This is a genomic window from Streptacidiphilus jeojiensis (genome assembly GCF_042510965.1).
Lineage (GTDB): Bacteria > Actinomycetota > Actinomycetes > Streptomycetales > Streptomycetaceae > Streptacidiphilus > Streptacidiphilus jeojiensis.
Genome location: NZ_JBEUKS010000002.1, coordinates 391,828 through 407,102, shown reverse-complemented (window position 1 = coordinate 407,102; position 15,275 = coordinate 391,828). Strand labels below are relative to the sequence as shown.

Sequence of the window (15,275 nt, the reverse complement as noted above, 5' to 3'; positions counted from 1 at the left end):
GCTGTTCGCCATGATTTAGAGCACCTCCGGCGCAAGCGAGATGATCTTCATGAACTTCTTGTCGCGCAGCTCGCGGCCCACCGGGCCGAAGATGCGCGTGCCGCGCGGGTCACCATCGGTGTTCTTGAGGATGACGGCGGCGTTCTCGTCGAAACGGATGTAGGAACCGTCCGGACGACGGCGCTCCTTCACGGTGCGGACGATGACGGCCTTGACCACATCGCCCTTCTTCACGTTGCCACCGGGGATCGCGTCCTTGACGGTGGCGACGATGACGTCACCGATACCCGCGTAGCGTCGGCCGGAGCCACCGAGAACACGGATGCAAAGGATCTCCTTCGCACCAGTGTTGTCGGCGACACGCAGTCGCGACTCCTGCTGGATCACAGCTTTCTCCTGATCGTCAACGATCGGGACCGGGCCGGCCCGCTGCTCACCCGAGCGCTCCTCCGGGGAGGAGCCTCAGGCACATACGGACCGCGCCCAATCGCGTTCGTTACTACTTGGCCTTCTCGAGGATCTCGACGACGCGCCAGCGCTTCGTCGCGGACAGCGGCCGGGTCTCCATGAGGAGGACGCGGTCGCCGACGCCCGCGGCGTTGGCCTCGTCGTGCGCCTTCAGCTTGTTCGTACGGCGGATGACCTTGCCGTACAGCGCGTGCTTGACGCGGTCCTCGACGGCGACGACGACGGTCTTGTCCATCTTGTCGCTGACGACCAGACCCTCACGGGTCTTGCGGAAGCCGCGTGCTGCGGTCGTGTTCTCAGTCTCAGTCATCAGGCGCTCTCCACCGTCTCGATGCCCAGCTCGCGCTCACGCATCAGGGTGTAGATCCGCGCGATGTCCTTGCGGACGAGCTTGAGCCGTCCGTGGTTGTCGAGCTGCCCGGTCGCCGCCTGGAAGCGGAGGTTGAACAGCTCCTCCTTGGCCTCACGGAGCTTGGCGACGAGGGCCTCGTCGTCGAGCTCGCGAAGCTCTGCAGCCTTGGTGGTGGCCGACATCAGCTCTCACCTGCCTCGCGCCGGACAATCCGGCACTTCATCGGAAGCTTGTGCGCGGCGCGGGTGAGCGCCTCGCGAGCAATCTTCTCGTTCGGGTACGACAACTCGAACATCACGCGTCCGGGGTGCACGTTGGCGATCCACCACTCCGGCGAACCCTTACCGGAACCCATGCGGGTCTCGGCAGGCTTCTTGGTGAGCGGACGGTCCGGGTAGATGTTGATCCAGACCTTGCCGCCGCGCTTGATGTGACGGGTGATGGAGATACGAGCGGACTCGATCTGCCGGTTCGTCACGTACGCCGGGGAGACGGCCTGCAGGCCGTACTCGCCGAACGCCAGCTCGGTACCGCCCTTAGCCATGCCACGCCGCTTGGGGTGGTGCTGCTTGCGGTGCTTGACCCTGCGAGGGATCAGCATGGGGTCAGGCCTCCGTTCCAGTGTCGTTCGAGGTGGAAGCCTCGGCCGGGGCCTCGGTCACCGCGGCCGGAGCCTCGGTGGCGGGACGACGACCACGGCCACCGCGCTCGCCACCGGCGGGACGCTCGCCCCGACGGGGGCGCTCGCCCGGGCCGCCCGCACGGGGCGGACGGTTGCCGGCCTTGGCGGCGGCGTTGTCGGCACGGACCTCAGCGATGTTCTTGACGTCGCCCTTGTAGATCCAGACCTTGACGCCGATGCGGCCGAAGGTGGTCTTGGCCTCGAAGAAGCCGTAGTCCACGTTGGCGCGCAGGGTGTGCAGGGGCACGCGGCCCTCGCGGTAGAACTCCGAGCGGGACATCTCGGCGCCGCCGAGACGGCCGGAGCACTGGATCTTGATGCCCTTGGCGCCCGACTTCATCGTGCCCTGCATGCTCTTACGCATGGCGCGACGGAAGGAGACGCGGGAGGACAGCTGCTCGGCAACGCCCTGGGCGACCAGCTGGGCGTCCATCTCGGGGTTCTTGACCTCGAGGATGTTCAGCTGGACCTGCTTGCCCGTCAGCTTCTCGAGGTCGCCGCGGATGCGGTCGGCCTCGGTGCCGCGACGGCCGATGACGATGCCGGGACGGGCGGTGTGGATGTCCACCCGCACGCGGTCACGGGTGCGCTCGATCTCAACCTTCGAGATGCCGGCGCGCTCCATGCCGGACGTCATCATCCTGCGGATGGCGACGTCTTCCTTGACGTAGTCCTTGTACAGCTTGTCGGCGTACCAGCGGGACTTGAAGTCCGTGGTGATGCCGAGTCGGAACCCGTTCGGGTTGATCTTCTGACCCATTAGCGGGTGCCCTCCTTCGAGGCGAGAACCACGGTGATGTGGCTCGTCCGCTTGCGAATCCGGTACGCGCGGCCCTGGGCCCGCGGACGGAAACGCTTCAGGGTCGGGCCCTCGTCGACGAACGCCTCAGCGACGTACAGCGACTCCACGTTGTTGTGGTTGTAGTTGTGCACGGCGTTGGCGATGGCGCTGTCGAGCACCTTGCCGACCGGCACGCTCGCGGCCTGCGGAGCGAAACGCAGGACCGCCTGGGCCTCCGTGGCATTCATGCCACGGACAAGGTCCACCACGCGGCGGGCCTTCATGGGCGTTACGCGGATGTACCGCGCCGTTGCCCTGGCTTCCATGGGAATCCCCTTGTTGGTGTCTGTCATGGTCTTCGCACCCCGCCTTAGCGGCGCTTCGACTTGCGGTCGTCCTTGACGTGGCCGCGGAAGGTGCGGGTCGGCGCGAACTCACCGAGCTTGTGGCCGACCATCGACTCGGTGACGAACACCGGGATGTGCTTGCGACCGTCATGCACCGCGAGGGTGTGGCCCAGCATCGCCGGCACGATCATGGAGCGGCGGGACCAGGTCTTGATGACGTTCTGGGTACCAGCTTCGTTCTGGACATCCACCTTCTTCATGAGGTGGTCGTCGACGAAGGGCCCCTTCTTGAGGCTGCGCGGCATCGAGACTGCTCCTAGCGCTTCTTGTTCGTCTTGCGGCGGCGGACGATGTACTTGTTGGACGCCTTCTTCGGCGAACGAGTACGACCCTCCTTCTGACCCCACGGCGAAACCGGGTGGCGACCACCGGAGGTCTTGCCCTCACCACCACCGTGCGGGTGGTCGATCGGGTTCATGGCGACACCACGCACGGTCGGGCGGACGCCCTTCCAGCGCATACGGCCGGCCTTGCCCCAGTTGATGTTCGACTGCTCGGCGTTGCCGACCTCGCCAATCGTGGCGCGGCAGCGGGCGTCGACCAGGCGGACCTCGCCGGAGGGCATGCGGAGGTGGGCGTAGACGCCCTCCTTCGCGAGCAGCTGCACGGAGGAACCCGCGGAACGGGCGATCTTCGCGCCGCCACCGGGCCGCAGCTCGATGGCGTGGATGACCGTACCGACCGGGATGTTGCGCAGCGGCAGGTTGTTGCCGGGCTTGATGTCGGCCTGGGGGCCGTTCTCAACCCGGTCGCCCTGGCCCAGCTTGGCCGGGGCGATGATGTAGCGCTTCTCGCCGTCTGCGTAGTGCAGCAGCGCGATGCGTGCGGTGCGGTTGGGGTCGTACTCGATGTGAGCGACCTTGGCCGGAACGCCGTCCTTGTCGTGACGACGGAAGTCGATGACGCGGTACGCGCGCTTGTGGCCGCCACCCTGGTGGCGAACAGTCACACGACCGGTGTTGTTACGACCGCCCTTGCTGTGCAGCGGGCGGACCAGCGACTTTTCCGGCTCGGACCGCGTGATCTCGACGAAGTCGGCAACGCTGGAGCCGCGACGGCCCGGCGTTGTCGGCTTGTACTTGCGGATGCCCATGGCTTCTTCTGTCCTCGTCCGTTTCGGTTATCCGACTCGCCGTCAGGCGGAGGTCGGAGCCCCGAAGATGTCGATGGGCTTGCTGCCCTCTGCCAGCGTCACGATGGCGCGCTTGGTGTCCTTGCGCTTGCCGAAACCGGTGCGCGAACGCTTGCGCTTGCCCACCCGGTTGATCGTGTTGACGTTGGCGACCTTGACCGCGAAGACCGCCTCGACGGCCTGCTTGATCTGGGTCTTGTTCGAGCCCGGCGCCACGATGAACGTGTACTTGCCCTCGTCGAGGAGCGCGTAGCTCTTCTCCGAGATGACCGGCTTGAGCAGCACGTCACGGGGGTCCGTGAACGTCTTGCTGGTGATCGTCGCGTCGCTCATCAGGCGTCGCTCCCTTCGAGCTCGCTCGAAGAGGCAACGGCCTTCGCGGACGCGGCAGGGCCGGCCACGAAGCGCTCGAAGGCGGCCTGGGTGAAGACCACATCGTCGGAGACGAGCACGTCGTAGGTGTTCAGCTGACCGGCGTCCAGGATGTGCACCTCGGGCAGGTTGCGGGCGCTCTTGATCGCCAGCTCGTCGTCGCGCTCGACCACGAGGAGGACGTTCTTGCGCTCGCTGATCTTGCCGATCAGGGTGCGGGCAGTCTTGGTGGACGGCGCATCGCCCGCGGTCACGCCGGTGATGACGTGGATGCGGTCGTTGCGGGCCCGGTCGGTCAGGGCGCCACGGAGCGCGGCGGCCTTCATCTTCTTGGGCGTCCGCTGCGAGTAGTCGCGCGGCACGGGGCCGTGCACGACGCCACCGCCGGCGAACTGCGGAGCGCGGGTCGAACCCTGACGGGCGCGGCCGGTGCCCTTCTGGCGGTAGGGCTTGCGCCCACCACCGCGGACCTCGGCGCGGGTCTTGGTCTTGTGCGTGCCCTGGCGAGCCGCAGCCAGCTGGGCGACGACGACCTGGTGGATCAGCGGAATGCTGACCTTCGCGTCGAAGATCTCGGCCGGCAGCTCGACGGTGCCGACAGTCTCACCCGCGGGGGAGAGAACATTGATGGTGCTCATTGCTTCAGGCCCCCTTTGCCGCAGTGCGGACCAGGATGAGGCCGCCGTTCGGACCGGGGACCGCGCCCTTGATGAGCAGCAGACCCTTCTCCGCGTCAACGGCGTGGACGGTCAGGTTCTGGGTGGTCACACGCTCGTGGCCCATGCGACCGGCCATCTTCATGCCCTTGAACACGCGACCCGGGGTGGCGCAGCCACCGATCGAGCCGGGCGAACGGTGCTTGCGCTGCACGCCGTGGCCGGCACCCAGACCGTGGAAGTTGTGGCGCTTCATGACACCCGCGAAGCCCTTGCCCTTGCTGGTACCGGTCACGTCGACCTTGATACCGGCCTCAAACACCTCAGCGGTGATCTCCTGGCCCAGGGTGTACTCGCCGGCGTCGCTGGTGCGCAGCTCGACGAGGTGGCGACGAGGGGTGACGCCGGCCTTGGCGAAGTGGCCCGCGAGGGGCTTGTTCACCTTGCGCGGGTCGATCTCGCCGAAGCCGAACTGCACGGCGTCGTAGCCGGTGCCGTCAGCGGTGTGGACCTGGGTGACGACATTGGGGCCGGCCTTGACGACGGTCACCGGAACGATCCGGTTGTTCTCGTCCCAGACCTGCGTCATGCCGAGCTTCTCGCCCAGGATGCCCTTAATCTGCTTAGCCATCTTCAGCTCCCGCCCTTCAGAGCTTGATCTCGATGTCGACGCCGGCCGGGAGGTCGAGTCGCATCAGAGAGTCAACGGTCTTGGGGGTCGGGTCGAGGATGTCGATCAGACGCTTGTGCGTGCGCATCTCGAAGTGCTCGCGCGAGTCCTTGTACTTGTGCGGCGAGCGGATGACGCAGTACACGTTCTTCTCAGTGGGCAGCGGCACCGGGCCTGCGACCTGCGCACCAGTACGCGTCACCGTCTCGACGATCTTCTTCGCCGAGGAGTCGATGACCTCGTGGTCGTAGGCCTTCAGCCGGATGCGGATCTTCTGTCCCGCCATGGCTTCTTGTAGTCCTTCGTGTCGATAGTGCTGCTTCTGCGGCCGAGGCTCCGGGTGGAGTCCTCGGTGGCGTCCCGTTCGACCCACGCGGTCGGGCGTGTCGCGCTGCCCGCCACAAAAAATCCTTGGCCGAACTCAAAGGCCCCAGGCGGCGGAACCGTGAGGTTCACACCCGGGGCGGAACGCCGGGTTGAGGGCCTGTCCGCACTTCCCGGAAGATTCCCGTACGTCCGTGCCGCAGCTGCCGCGCTTCGTCGAACATCAACTAGGCAACGGCCATCACGGGCACGACGAGTACTGTGGGACTCGCTTCCGGTCCTCCTGATGGGAGGCGCGCAGCATCGGCGCTCAACCGAGCAACTTGGCTAGTGTGCCATACCGGACATGCCCCACGCCAATCAGGGCCAGTGAGGGTACCCGCGGCAGCACCGCCGTCAAACCTACTTCTTGCGCCACACCACGACGTCCGGGATCCCGGTCGATCCGTGGCTGGTGACCGCCTTGACCGGGTACCAGCCCGCCGGCGCGTCCGGCCAGCTCGCAGCCAACGGCTCGCTCTGGTCGTCGGGCGCCTTGACCGCGGCCACGTTGGCCGCCGCGGGCAGGTGCTTGGTCGGGTCCTGGACCCAGACGCTGCCCCGGAAGACCTCGTAGGGCAGGACCTTCTGAACGGTCCAGTCCGTGCTCCAGGTCAGCACGACGTTGTCGGTCGGGGTGATCCCGGCGTCCTCCATGAACCCGGTCGCGGGCCACTCCCTGGCGGCGGCCCAGGGCTTGGAGATCTGCTCGGTGACCGCGACGGTCTCCGCCGCCGCGAGCAGCGCGACACAGACCAGGACCGGCAGCAGCGCCTTGCGTCGGAACAGCACGACCGGAACCACGACCAGGGCGAGCAGCAGCAGCGACACCACCGTGGTCCGCAGCACGTGCAGGTCGTTGGTGTCGCCACCGAGGATCAACGCGTCGGGCAGCCCCCAGGGGACGATCCCCAGCGTCTTGAAGTTGGGGCTGATGTGCACGACCACGAACGCCGTCAGACCCACCGTCAGCACGACCGCTGCCAGCGAGGCGCGGATGAGCGCGGCCCGGCTCAGCCTGACCAGTCCGGCCAGACCCACCGCGAACATCGCCGGCGCCAGCAGGGTGAGGTAGCGGGCGTAGACCCAGGTGTCGACCCTGGTGTCGGACGGGAGTCCGGACGCGGAGGCCAGCGCGACGCCGAACAGGGTCGCCAGCATCACCCCGGCGACCACCCTGTTCGGACGGCTGCTCCCGCGCCCGAACAGCGCCACCGCACAGAGCACGATCGCGAGCGCGCCCAACCCCCAGGTGGAGGTGCAGAAGTACCAGAACTGACCGAGCGTCCGGCTGAGGTTGCGGTCCAGCAGGGTGCGGTCGAAGAGGCCCTGGAACACCGCGGTGCCCACGGCGCTGGGGATGCTGTGGGTCCGCGCCAGGAAGTGGTGGACCAGGAACTTGTCCAGCCCGACGCCCAGGGCCAGCCCCGCCGCCATGGAGAAGACCGCGGCCCAGGGCACCCAGCGCAGCACCAGGACGAGCAGCAGCACCGCGCAGGTGATGGCGACCATCACACCGCCGCGGTCATGGGTGGCCATGGCGTAGGAGGCGGCCAGGCCCGAGCCGGCCCCGTACCAGGCGCGGCTCCGGCGCGAACCCCCGGTGCTGAGCCAGGCGTGCATGCAGAACAGCCAGCAGAGCACCAGCAGCGGGAAGATGACGTCGGTCATCGCGAACTGCGAGTAGAAGACCACCGGGTTGATCAGGGCCACCCCGAACGCCGCCAGGAAGGCGAGCTTGCGGCCCAGGGCCAGGCGGCGCAGGAACATGTAGGTGGCCGGCATGACCAGCGCGTTCAGCAGCGCATTGGTCACCAGCACCAGCCGGTAGGCCGTCTCGGCGCTGTGCCCCAGCCAGAGCGCGGGCGTGATCAGCAGCGGGTAGCCGCCGGGCAGCACCTCCCCGGCGGGCATGTAGGTGTTGCGACCGCCGGCCAGGATCCGGGCGAGCACCAGGTAGGCGTCCTCGTCCGGGTGCACGCTCGGATAGGTGAAGGAGGTCACCAGGGCCAGCCGGAAGGCGACCTGCACCAGGTAGGCCGCCACCAGCGCCGCCGGGAGGAACCAGGCCCGGGAGGTCAGTCCCCGCCCCCGGAGCACCGCCCGGCCGCCGACCGCCCGGCTGCCGACCACCCCGCTGCTGCCGCGCTCGGAACGGTCCCCGGCCCGGTCCGCGGGCTCAGCGACGGCGGGCCTGGTCGACCCGGTCCCCCCGGCCGCGCTGTCGACGCTTTCCATGCTTGCTTCTCTCCTGGAGCAGATCTTCGTCGTACAGGCACCCTTGGCCGAGCAGCGGTACGCTACCAGGCGCTCACCGGCCCCGGTCCGGCCAGGTGCTCGTCCCCGTCGGCCTTCGCGCCGGCCTCCACGCCGTCCGTCGTCAGCGGCAGCGCGGCCGCAGGCTCCTCGGCCGCGGGGGCGGCGGACTGCGCCGCGGGGTCGAAGGCGCGCAGCAGGCACCACTGTGCCACCAGGCCGACCAGGATGAGCAGGACCCACACCAGGGCGCCGGCCGGCGGCGTCCAGTCCGCGTGCAGCGGGATCAGCCGGCCGTTCACACCCACCATGTAGCGGTGCAGGGCTCCCCAGAAGGCCATGAACGAGGCAGCGGTCAGGGCCGCGCCGATGAGCCGGTTCAGCCGCACCGCCGGCGCCTTCGACAGCGGGTTGTACTTGGCGATCAGCATGGACGCCAGGATCGGCAGCCCGGCCGCGAACGCCAGCAGGTAGCGGCCCTGCCAGATCGGTCCGGTGGAACCGGTCGCGTAGGCGTTGCCGATCACCGGGATGAAGACGATCCCCAGGATCAGGGCCACCAGCGCGAGCACCTCCCGGCGCCTGGCGCAGGACCAGCCGAGCAGCACCAGACCGATGACCACGGCGGTCCAGATCACATAGGTGGCGTAGGGGGAGGTGGTCTCCAGCCAGCCGAAGTCGCCGATCATGTTGGTGATGTAGTTGCGGCTGTAGAGGAAGGTCGACTTGGCGACCGAGACGGTCGACAGCTTCAGACTGCCCAGGTTGGAGTGGTCCGGATGGGTCAGGTTCCAGGCCTCGCCGAGCAGGAAGGCGACCCCGGAGACTGCGGTCCACACCCAGGTCACCCGGCGGTGCAGGATCGACCGCAGCACCCCGCGCTGGGCCACCAGCAGCCCGATCAGCAGCACCGCCGCCACCCAGAGCAGCCCCAGCGGCCGGATGCAGAACAGGCTCACCGCGGCGATGCCGCCGTAGGCCATCCTGCTGCGCAGCAGTTCGGGGTCGGGCCTCAGGAAGACCGGGAGCAGCGCCGTCCAGGCCAGGATCCCGGCGGCCGCCTCGACCGCGTTGGGATTGACCACGCCGCCCAGGAACAGCGTCATCGGCGTCGCCGCGGCGTACACGCCGACCAGCACCGTGCTCTTGCGCCAGGTGCTCGCGGTCACTACCGCCAGCGCCATCAGCAGGGCGCACAGCACCGCCGAGAGCAGCCGCATCGCGTAGATCACCGAGGGGCCCTTGAGGAACAGGCTGGGCCAGCCGATCATCAGGTAGTACGCCGGGTTGTAGCGCCCGGCCCCCGTGGTCATCGAGACGGTGGTGCTGCCGGTCTTGAAGGGGGCGGCGCAGGAGGCCGGCTTGGTCGGGTCGTGGCGGTAGCACAGCGTCAGCGCCGGCAGGGCGTCGTAGCCGGACGGCAGCTTGATACCGGTGAACACCAGCTGGCGCGGGATGTTCTCGATCTTCACCACGCCGGACACGTCGGGGCCGTTGATCTGTCCGCGGACCACCGAGGCGGCCCGGGTGATGTGGTCCGGCTCGTCCGGGGCCGCGGTCAGCGGGGTCGCGAAGGACCAGGCCGACATCAGCATGAAGAAGACCGCGAACGACGCGACCCCCAATCGCAGCCGACTCGCGAACAGCCAGGTGGAAGCGGCCGGGAACGGAGATCTCATGAATTTCTCCTGGCAGGCAGGGCTGCGAACCGGAGCAGCGTTCCGGCACCGGTGGAGTTGCCTCGGCGCACCGCGCCCGGCAGCAGGGTCAGTGCGTGCAGGCGGGTGGAGAGGTGCCGCCGGGCCACGGCCGCGGCACGCGGCCAGCCCTGGCGGTCCAGCAGGTCGGCGGTCTCCAGGAAGAACCGGCGGGCCTCGGCGAAGCGGTCCCCGGAGAACGCCTGGGCGGAGGACTCGCTCAGCGCATGGCGGCGGTAGCTGAAGCAGACCTCGCCGGCGACGGTCAGCCGCTCCCCCGCGACCACCAGCTCCATCACCAGCGCCAGGTCCTGAATCACCTTCAGGTCCTCGCGGAAGCCGCGCTCCCGCACGGCGTCGGTGCGCCAGCAGATCGACGGGAAGTAGAGCCAGTTCCCGCGGAGCAGGCTCACCGCGAGTTCCTCGCCGTGGAGTTCGCCGGGGCCCGGTTCCGCCGACCCCTCGGTCCCCTGCTCCTTCGGCGCGTAGATGCGCCGCTTCACCGAGTCGACCAGGCTGTCGGCCGGCTTCCCCGAGCCGTCGATCACCAGCACACCGGGCTGGACCATGGCCGCGTCCGGGGTCGACGCCAGCGCCCCGCGCACCACCCGCAGGTAGTTGGGGTGCATCAGGTCGTCGCAGCCCATCAGCACCACGTGGTCGAAGTCGGCGAGTTCGAGGCAGCGGTTGAAGTTGCCGGTGACCCCGAGGTTGCGTTCGTTGCGGAAGTAGCGGATCCGGGGGTCGGCCAGCTGCTCGAACCAGCCCGGCACGTCCGGCTCGGTGCCGTCGTCCACCACGGTGAGCCGCCAGTCGTCGCCGTCCAGCGCGAGGACGCTGCGCACGGCGTCCTGCATCATCCCGACATCGCCGTAGTACGGCATCATGATGTCGAACTGCGGCGTCGGACCGGTCACGTGCTGCTCCCGGCCCTGCGTGCGGGCATCCGCCGGATCATGGCGAGCATCAGCACGAACCCGGCCCTGCCGAGGTAGACCATGGCCTTGACCGGGGAGGCGCTCGGGGTGCCGGTGGTCCGCTCGCGCATGGCGACCGGGACCTGCTGCACGGTGAACCCGCAGCGGACCGCGCCGACCATGCTCTCGACGGTGTCGCCGAGGTACTCGACCGGGTACCAGTGCGCGAAGAACTCGATCAGCTGCCGGTTGCAGGCCCGGAAGCCGGACGTGGTGTCGGTGAGCCGGGTGTGCGCTATCCGCGACAGCACCGCCGAGAGCAGCCCCATCGCCAGCTTGCGCGGGCCACGGACGGTGTAGTCGCCCACCCCGGCGAAGCGCGCCCCGACCGCCAGGTCCACCGTGTCCAGCGCCTTCAGCAGGTCGGGGACGAACGCCGGGTCGTGCTGGCCGTCGGCGTCGATCTGCACGGCGACGTCGTAGTCGTGCTCGTAGGCGTAGCGGTAGCCCAGCCGCATGGCGCCGCCCACGCCCAGGTTGTAGGGCAGCCGCACCACGGTGGCACCGGCCTCCGCCGCCACCCGGGCGGTGTCGTCGGACGAGCCGTCGTCGACCACCAGGGCGTCGACGAAGGGGATCTTGGTCTGGATCTCCTTCAGCACCGAGGGCAGGCCCTCGGACTCGTTCCAGGCCGGAAGGATGATCAGGATCTTCTGCTGCGGGTTCACGCCTGGGCCTCCTGCTCGGCCATGGCCGGGTCTTCGCTCCGGGAGGCGGTGCGCCGGCGCTCCGCGTCCAGCGCCGCCAGCAGCACGGTGTGCTCGGCGACCTTGCTCCGCACCAGGGCGACTTCCTCGGACAGGATCCGGGTCTCCGCCTCCAGGCGGCTCGACTCCCAGCTCAGGTGCAGACAGACGAGCAGCACCAGGATGAAGCCGGCGAAGAGCACCAGGCTGGCGCCGTTCGCCACGCCGATCTTGTGGGCCACACCGTTCAGTACCGTCGGGAAGAAGCCGAGCGGCGCCACCACGGCACCGATCCCGAGCCAGATGGCTGCGTACTTCTCCCGGAGTTGCTGGCGGCGCAGCAGCTCCAGGATGCACGCCAGCACCACCACACCGGTGATGGAGGTGAGCACAGAGAGTTGCACGACTGCCTTGCCTTTCGTCTGGGGTGGCTCAGCTAGAAGATATCCGTCGACCGGCGCCCGCGCCGGGCGGTACCCGGGGCTCGGGGTCCGCCTCCTGGTCCGCGGCCGCGGACGGCATGCGCTGTCCCTGCGAGCGCATGATGAACACGAGCATCGTCAGGGCTGCCGCGAGGGAGCCCAGGAAGTATGACACCTCGACCCGAACGGCGAACGACCCGTGCACGCAGGCGACGCCCACCAGCACCGCGGTGCCGACGGCCCAGCCGACGAGCTGCAGCCGGTGCCGGCCCATCGCGACCAGCGCCTGCCCGACCACCATGGCCAGCATGTAGAACATGGTCCCGGCCGAGAACCAGAACAGGTCCGCCGAGCCCAGCACGCCCGGCGCCCCCAGCAGGGTCCGCAGCAGCCAGGGGCCGATCAGCACCGCCGGGATGCCGCCGAGCAGTCCGAGCGCACCCACCACACCGCAGGTGCGCACCAGCAGCTGGCGGAAGCCGGCCCGGTCGCCCTGGGTGGCCGCGGTGGACAGGCCGGTCATCAGCGTCGGCTGCAGCGAGCCGAAGACGAACAGCGGCACCCGGCAGAGCACCCCGGCGTTGAGCACCGCGACCTGGAGGTCGCTGTCGTGCGGCGCGACCAGGCCGGCGGTGATCACCGCGGCGTTGACCACCACCTGGGCCAGCAGCGAGGAACCGACCAGCAGCCCGGTGTTCTGGAACAGCTCCGACCAGGCCATCTGGGGGCCCGGAAGGCAGTCGCGCAGGGTGGCCGGCAGCGTGCAGAGCATTGCGCCGAGCGGGGCCACCGCGAGCACCAGCGCGAAGGCCCAGGCCGCATGCACCCCGCAGACCAGCAGGGCCAGCGCCAGCACGATGCGCAGCGCCCCGTCGACGCCCAGGGAGACGCCGTAGGCGTTGAAGCGGCCCAGTCCGGCCAGCACGCCGCGGGTCACGTAGACCAGACCCATGCCGGCCATCGCGGCGGCGAAGGTCCAGAGCAGCGACGTCTGGCCGTGCAGGAACAGCCGGGCGGTGGGTCCGGCCGCCAGGGCCAGCAGCAGTGCGATCGCCGCGATCATGCCCAGGGTGACCCCGGTCGCCCGGCGCAGCACCGGCAGCACACCCTGACCGCGCACCACCCGGGCCGCCACCACCCGGGTGAGCTCCTGCTCCACCGGGAAGAACAGCCCGAGGCTGAGGGTCATGATCAGGGACCAGAGTGCCGAGACCGCGGCCCGCGGATCACCCGTGAGGGCGTGGTTGGCGGCCGCGATCTGGATGTACGAGGCGACGCCCAGAGTCAGCGTGCCGCCGATGACCAGGTGCGTCCCCGGCGGCACGATGCCCAGCAGCCTGGCGACCGCTCGGTTCACGACTGGCGTCCAGGCTCCGCGGCGGGGGCCGCGAGCAGGCTGGTGAAGGCGCTCCTGCCGACGGCCTCGGCGAGGCTGTCCCGCCAGTGCGGCAGCGGCTTGAGGCCGGCCGCGGACCAGCGGTCGTGGCCGAGCACGCTGTAGCCGGGGCGCAGGGCCGGGCGGACGAAGGCGTCCGAGGTGGTCGGCGCGATCCGCTCCGGATCGAGCCCCGACAGCTCGAAGGCGGCGCGGGCCAGTCCGAACCAGGTGGTCTCCCCCGACGCGGTGCCGTGGTAGACCCCGGCCGGAGCGTCGCCGTCCAGCGCGGCACGGCCGAGGGCGACCAACTGCCGTGCCAGTTCGTAGGACCAGGTGGGCTGGCCGCGCTGGTCGTCGACCACGGTCAGGCTGTCCATCCGGCCGGCCAGCTTGAGCATGGTGGCGACGAAGTTGCCGCCGTGCTCCCCGTAGAGCCAGGCGGTCCGCACCACGTAGCCGTGCGCCGGCAGCAGTTCCAGCACCGCCTGCTCGCCGACCAGCTTGCTGCGACCGTAGGCGTTGAGCGGGTCGGTCGGCGCGTCCTCGGGGTACGGCGAGGTGCCCTTGCCGTCGAAGACGTAGTCGGTGGAGACGTGCAGCAGCACGGCACCCTGCCCGGCGCAGGCCTCGGCCAGGTTGCGGACGCCGGCCCCGTTGACCGCCGTGGCGGCGGCCTCCTGGGTCTCGGCGCCGTCGACGTCGGTCCAGGCCGCCGCGTTGACCACCACATCGTGCCCGGCGATCGCGGCACGCACTGCCGCGGGATCGGTGACGTCCAGCTGCGACCTGGTCACAGCGGTGGTCTCGATCCCGGGGACACCGTCCAGCACGGCCAGCAGGTCCGTGCCGAGCATCCCGGCCGCACCCGTCACGAGCCAGCGACTCGGCGCCATGGCAGTCACGACTCCAGCGCCGCCTTCTGCTTGAGCGGCTCCCACCAGGCCCGGTTGTCCCGGTACCAGGCGATGGTGGCGGCGAGGCCGTCCTCGAAGCGGACCTGGGGGGCGTAGCCGAGCTCGTCGCCGATCTTGGTGATGTCCAGCGAGTAGCGGAGGTCGTGGCCCTTGCGGTCCTCGACCGGCACGACCATGTCCCAGCCGACACCGGCCGCGTCCAGCAGCAGACCGGTGAGCTCCTTGTTGGTGATCTCGGTGCCGCCGCCGATGTTGTAGACCTCGCCGGCCCGGCCCTTGAGCAGCGCGAGTTCGATGCCGCGGCAGTGGTCCGAGACGTGCAGCCAGTCGCGGATGTTGCCGCCGGTGCCGTACAGCGGGACGGTCTTGCCGTCCAGCAGGTTGGTGGTGAACAGCGGGATGACCTTCTCCGGGAACTGGTAGTGCCCGTAGTTGTTGGAGCAGCGGGTCACCACCACGTCCATGCCGTGGGTCCGGTGGTAGGCCAGCGCGAGCAGGTCCGAGGCGGCCTTGGAGGCCGAGTACGGGGAGTTGGGCTGCAGCGGCCACTCCTCGGTCCAGGAGCCCTCGCTGATCGAGCCGTACACCTCGTCGGTGGACACGTGCACGAAGCGGCCGACTCCGTGCTTGCGGGCCGAGTCCAGCAGCACCTGGGTACCCAGCACGTTGGTGGTCACGAACGGACCCGCACCGGCGATGGAACGGTCCACATGCGACTCGGCGGCGAAGTGCACGACCGCGTCGTGACCGGGCATCACCTGGTCGACCACGTCGGCGTCACAGATGTCACCGCGGACGAAGGTGTAACCCGGGTGGTCCGCCACCGGAGCGAGGTTCTCCTCGACACCCGAGTAGGTCAGCTTGTCCAGGACCGTGATCCGGGTTCCGGCGTCAGCACCCAGCAGCTGGCGGACGAACTCGGAACCGATGAATCCGGCACCGCCGGTTACGAGAATTCGCATGCTCCAACTTCCCGGGGAGAGATCTCATGTGGTCGACCTGAGTACCAGGAGGCATCATACGGGGCGCACAGTGGCGGTCCTCGCCCGGTCTAAACTCCGT

The 15,275-nt window shown here is 69.2% G+C and carries 20 protein-coding genes; all 20 read right to left on the bottom strand.

Annotation, left to right across the window (positions count from 1 at the left end; genetic code table 11):
- Positions 1 to 15: 15 nt before the first annotated feature.
- The 20 genes from rplN to rfbB all read right to left on the bottom strand — a co-directional run bounded on the left by rplN (position 16) and on the right by rfbB (position 15,175).
- Positions 16 to 387, bottom strand: coding sequence for a 50S ribosomal protein L14 (gene rplN, locus ABUW04_RS07685; protein WP_030251577.1), 372 nt, complete (start codon positions 385 to 387; stop codon positions 16 to 18).
- 112 nt (positions 388 to 499) lie between these two features.
- Positions 500 to 778 (bottom strand): 30S ribosomal protein S17, encoded by a 279-nt coding sequence (gene rpsQ, locus ABUW04_RS07680; RefSeq protein WP_030251582.1) that lies wholly within the window; start codon positions 776 to 778, stop codon positions 500 to 502.
- Positions 778 to 1,002 carry a 50S ribosomal protein L29 gene (gene rpmC, locus ABUW04_RS07675; protein WP_030251584.1) on the bottom strand — a complete coding sequence of 75 codons (225 nt, stop codon included), beginning with the start codon at positions 1,000 to 1,002 and terminating at the stop codon, positions 778 to 780. The genes rpsQ and rpmC overlap by 1 nt, the downstream gene beginning before the upstream one ends.
- Complete coding sequence (gene rplP / locus ABUW04_RS07670; RefSeq protein ID WP_030251586.1) at positions 1,002 to 1,421, bottom strand: 50S ribosomal protein L16; 420 nt, start codon at positions 1,419 to 1,421, stop codon at positions 1,002 to 1,004. Before rplP ends, rpmC begins: the two co-directional genes overlap by 1 nt.
- A gap of 4 nt (positions 1,422 to 1,425) precedes the next feature.
- Entirely contained in the window at positions 1,426 to 2,262 is an 837-nt protein-coding gene (gene rpsC, locus ABUW04_RS07665; protein ID WP_030251589.1) for a 30S ribosomal protein S3, read from the bottom strand.
- On the bottom strand, positions 2,262 to 2,609 hold the full coding sequence (gene rplV / locus ABUW04_RS07660) for a 50S ribosomal protein L22 (RefSeq protein ID WP_037594640.1): 348 nt from the start codon (positions 2,607 to 2,609) through the stop codon (positions 2,262 to 2,264). Before rplV ends, rpsC begins: the two co-directional genes overlap by 1 nt.
- A gap of 44 nt (positions 2,610 to 2,653) precedes the next feature.
- Complete coding sequence (gene rpsS, locus ABUW04_RS07655) at positions 2,654 to 2,935, bottom strand: 30S ribosomal protein S19 (RefSeq protein WP_030251592.1); 282 nt, start codon at positions 2,933 to 2,935, stop codon at positions 2,654 to 2,656.
- Positions 2,936 to 2,946: 11 nt separating this feature from the next.
- Positions 2,947 to 3,783: a 50S ribosomal protein L2 gene (gene rplB / locus ABUW04_RS07650; RefSeq protein WP_030251595.1), complete on the bottom strand. Its 837-nt coding sequence runs from the start codon at positions 3,781 to 3,783 to the stop codon at positions 2,947 to 2,949.
- 42 nt (positions 3,784 to 3,825) lie between these two features.
- Positions 3,826 to 4,155: a 50S ribosomal protein L23 gene (gene rplW / locus ABUW04_RS07645; RefSeq protein WP_030251600.1), complete on the bottom strand. Its 330-nt coding sequence runs from the start codon at positions 4,153 to 4,155 to the stop codon at positions 3,826 to 3,828.
- Positions 4,155 to 4,832, bottom strand: coding sequence for a 50S ribosomal protein L4 (gene rplD, locus ABUW04_RS07640; protein ID WP_030251603.1), 678 nt, complete (start codon positions 4,830 to 4,832; stop codon positions 4,155 to 4,157). Before rplD ends, rplW begins: the two co-directional genes overlap by 1 nt.
- A gap of 4 nt (positions 4,833 to 4,836) precedes the next feature.
- Positions 4,837 to 5,481, bottom strand: coding sequence for a 50S ribosomal protein L3 (gene rplC / locus ABUW04_RS07635; protein ID WP_030251605.1), 645 nt, complete (start codon positions 5,479 to 5,481; stop codon positions 4,837 to 4,839).
- A gap of 16 nt (positions 5,482 to 5,497) precedes the next feature.
- Complete coding sequence (rpsJ, locus tag ABUW04_RS07630; protein WP_020549238.1) at positions 5,498 to 5,806, bottom strand: 30S ribosomal protein S10; 309 nt, start codon at positions 5,804 to 5,806, stop codon at positions 5,498 to 5,500.
- Between the two features lie 440 nt (positions 5,807 to 6,246).
- Positions 6,247 to 8,121 carry an ArnT family glycosyltransferase gene (locus ABUW04_RS07625; RefSeq protein WP_380563691.1) on the bottom strand — a complete coding sequence of 625 codons (1,875 nt, stop codon included), beginning with the start codon at positions 8,119 to 8,121 and terminating at the stop codon, positions 6,247 to 6,249.
- A 62-nt stretch (positions 8,122 to 8,183) separates the two neighbouring features.
- Positions 8,184 to 9,818, bottom strand: coding sequence for a DUF2142 domain-containing protein (locus tag ABUW04_RS07620; RefSeq protein WP_380563690.1), 1,635 nt, complete (start codon positions 9,816 to 9,818; stop codon positions 8,184 to 8,186).
- On the bottom strand, positions 9,815 to 10,753 hold the full coding sequence (locus ABUW04_RS07615; protein ID WP_380563689.1) for a glycosyltransferase family 2 protein: 939 nt from the start codon (positions 10,751 to 10,753) through the stop codon (positions 9,815 to 9,817). The genes ABUW04_RS07620 and ABUW04_RS07615 overlap by 4 nt, the downstream gene beginning before the upstream one ends.
- On the bottom strand, positions 10,750 to 11,481 hold the full coding sequence (locus ABUW04_RS07610) for a glycosyltransferase family 2 protein (protein WP_030251619.1): 732 nt from the start codon (positions 11,479 to 11,481) through the stop codon (positions 10,750 to 10,752). The genes ABUW04_RS07615 and ABUW04_RS07610 overlap by 4 nt, the downstream gene beginning before the upstream one ends.
- Positions 11,478 to 11,903, bottom strand: a complete 426-nt coding sequence (locus ABUW04_RS07605; protein WP_380563688.1) for a DUF2304 domain-containing protein — start codon at positions 11,901 to 11,903, stop codon at positions 11,478 to 11,480. Before ABUW04_RS07605 ends, ABUW04_RS07610 begins: the two co-directional genes overlap by 4 nt.
- Positions 11,904 to 11,931: 28 nt before the next feature.
- The gene (locus ABUW04_RS07600; RefSeq protein ID WP_063757454.1) at positions 11,932 to 13,278 is read right to left on the bottom strand and encodes a lipopolysaccharide biosynthesis protein; all 1,347 of its coding nucleotides are present in this window, start codon (positions 13,276 to 13,278) and stop codon (positions 11,932 to 11,934) included.
- Positions 13,275 to 14,192 (bottom strand): dTDP-4-dehydrorhamnose reductase, encoded by a 918-nt coding sequence (gene rfbD / locus ABUW04_RS07595; protein ID WP_380563687.1) that lies wholly within the window; start codon positions 14,190 to 14,192, stop codon positions 13,275 to 13,277. Before rfbD ends, ABUW04_RS07600 begins: the two co-directional genes overlap by 4 nt.
- Before the next feature lie 5 nt (positions 14,193 to 14,197).
- Entirely contained in the window at positions 14,198 to 15,175 is a 978-nt protein-coding gene (rfbB, locus tag ABUW04_RS07590; protein WP_030251631.1) for a dTDP-glucose 4,6-dehydratase, read from the bottom strand.
- Between the last annotated feature and the right edge of the window lie 100 nt (positions 15,176 to 15,275).

Excerpts from the sequence above, each read along its gene's own strand:
- ABUW04_RS07625 (WP_380563691.1), bottom strand. The coding sequence starts at position 8,121 with ATGGAAAGCGTCGACAGCGCGGCCGGGGGGACCGGGTCGACCAGGCCC.
- rpsJ (WP_020549238.1), bottom strand. The coding sequence starts at position 5,806 with ATGGCGGGACAGAAGATCCGCATCCGGCTGAAGGCCTACGACCACGAG.
- ABUW04_RS07620 (WP_380563690.1), bottom strand. The coding sequence starts at position 9,818 with ATGAGATCTCCGTTCCCGGCCGCTTCCACCTGGCTGTTCGCGAGTCGG.
- rpsC (WP_030251589.1), bottom strand. The coding sequence starts at position 2,262 with ATGGGTCAGAAGATCAACCCGAACGGGTTCCGACTCGGCATCACCACG.
- rplC (WP_030251605.1), bottom strand. The coding sequence starts at position 5,481 with ATGGCTAAGCAGATTAAGGGCATCCTGGGCGAGAAGCTCGGCATGACG.
- rfbB (WP_030251631.1), bottom strand. The coding sequence starts at position 15,175 with ATGCGAATTCTCGTAACCGGCGGTGCCGGATTCATCGGTTCCGAGTTC.
- rplW (WP_030251600.1), bottom strand. The coding sequence starts at position 4,155 with ATGAGCGACGCGACGATCACCAGCAAGACGTTCACGGACCCCCGTGAC.
- rplD (WP_030251603.1), bottom strand. The coding sequence starts at position 4,832 with ATGAGCACCATCAATGTTCTCTCCCCCGCGGGTGAGACTGTCGGCACC.
- rplB (WP_030251595.1), bottom strand. The coding sequence starts at position 3,783 with ATGGGCATCCGCAAGTACAAGCCGACAACGCCGGGCCGTCGCGGCTCC.
- rpmC (WP_030251584.1), bottom strand. The coding sequence starts at position 1,002 with ATGTCGGCCACCACCAAGGCTGCAGAGCTTCGCGAGCTCGACGACGAG.
- rplP (WP_030251586.1), bottom strand. The coding sequence starts at position 1,421 with ATGCTGATCCCTCGCAGGGTCAAGCACCGCAAGCAGCACCACCCCAAG.
- rpsQ (WP_030251582.1), bottom strand. The coding sequence starts at position 778 with ATGACTGAGACTGAGAACACGACCGCAGCACGCGGCTTCCGCAAGACC.
- rfbD (WP_380563687.1), bottom strand. The coding sequence starts at position 14,192 with ATGGCGCCGAGTCGCTGGCTCGTGACGGGTGCGGCCGGGATGCTCGGC.
- rpsS (WP_030251592.1), bottom strand. The coding sequence starts at position 2,935 with ATGCCGCGCAGCCTCAAGAAGGGGCCCTTCGTCGACGACCACCTCATG.
- rplV (WP_037594640.1), bottom strand. The coding sequence starts at position 2,609 with ATGGAAGCCAGGGCAACGGCGCGGTACATCCGCGTAACGCCCATGAAG.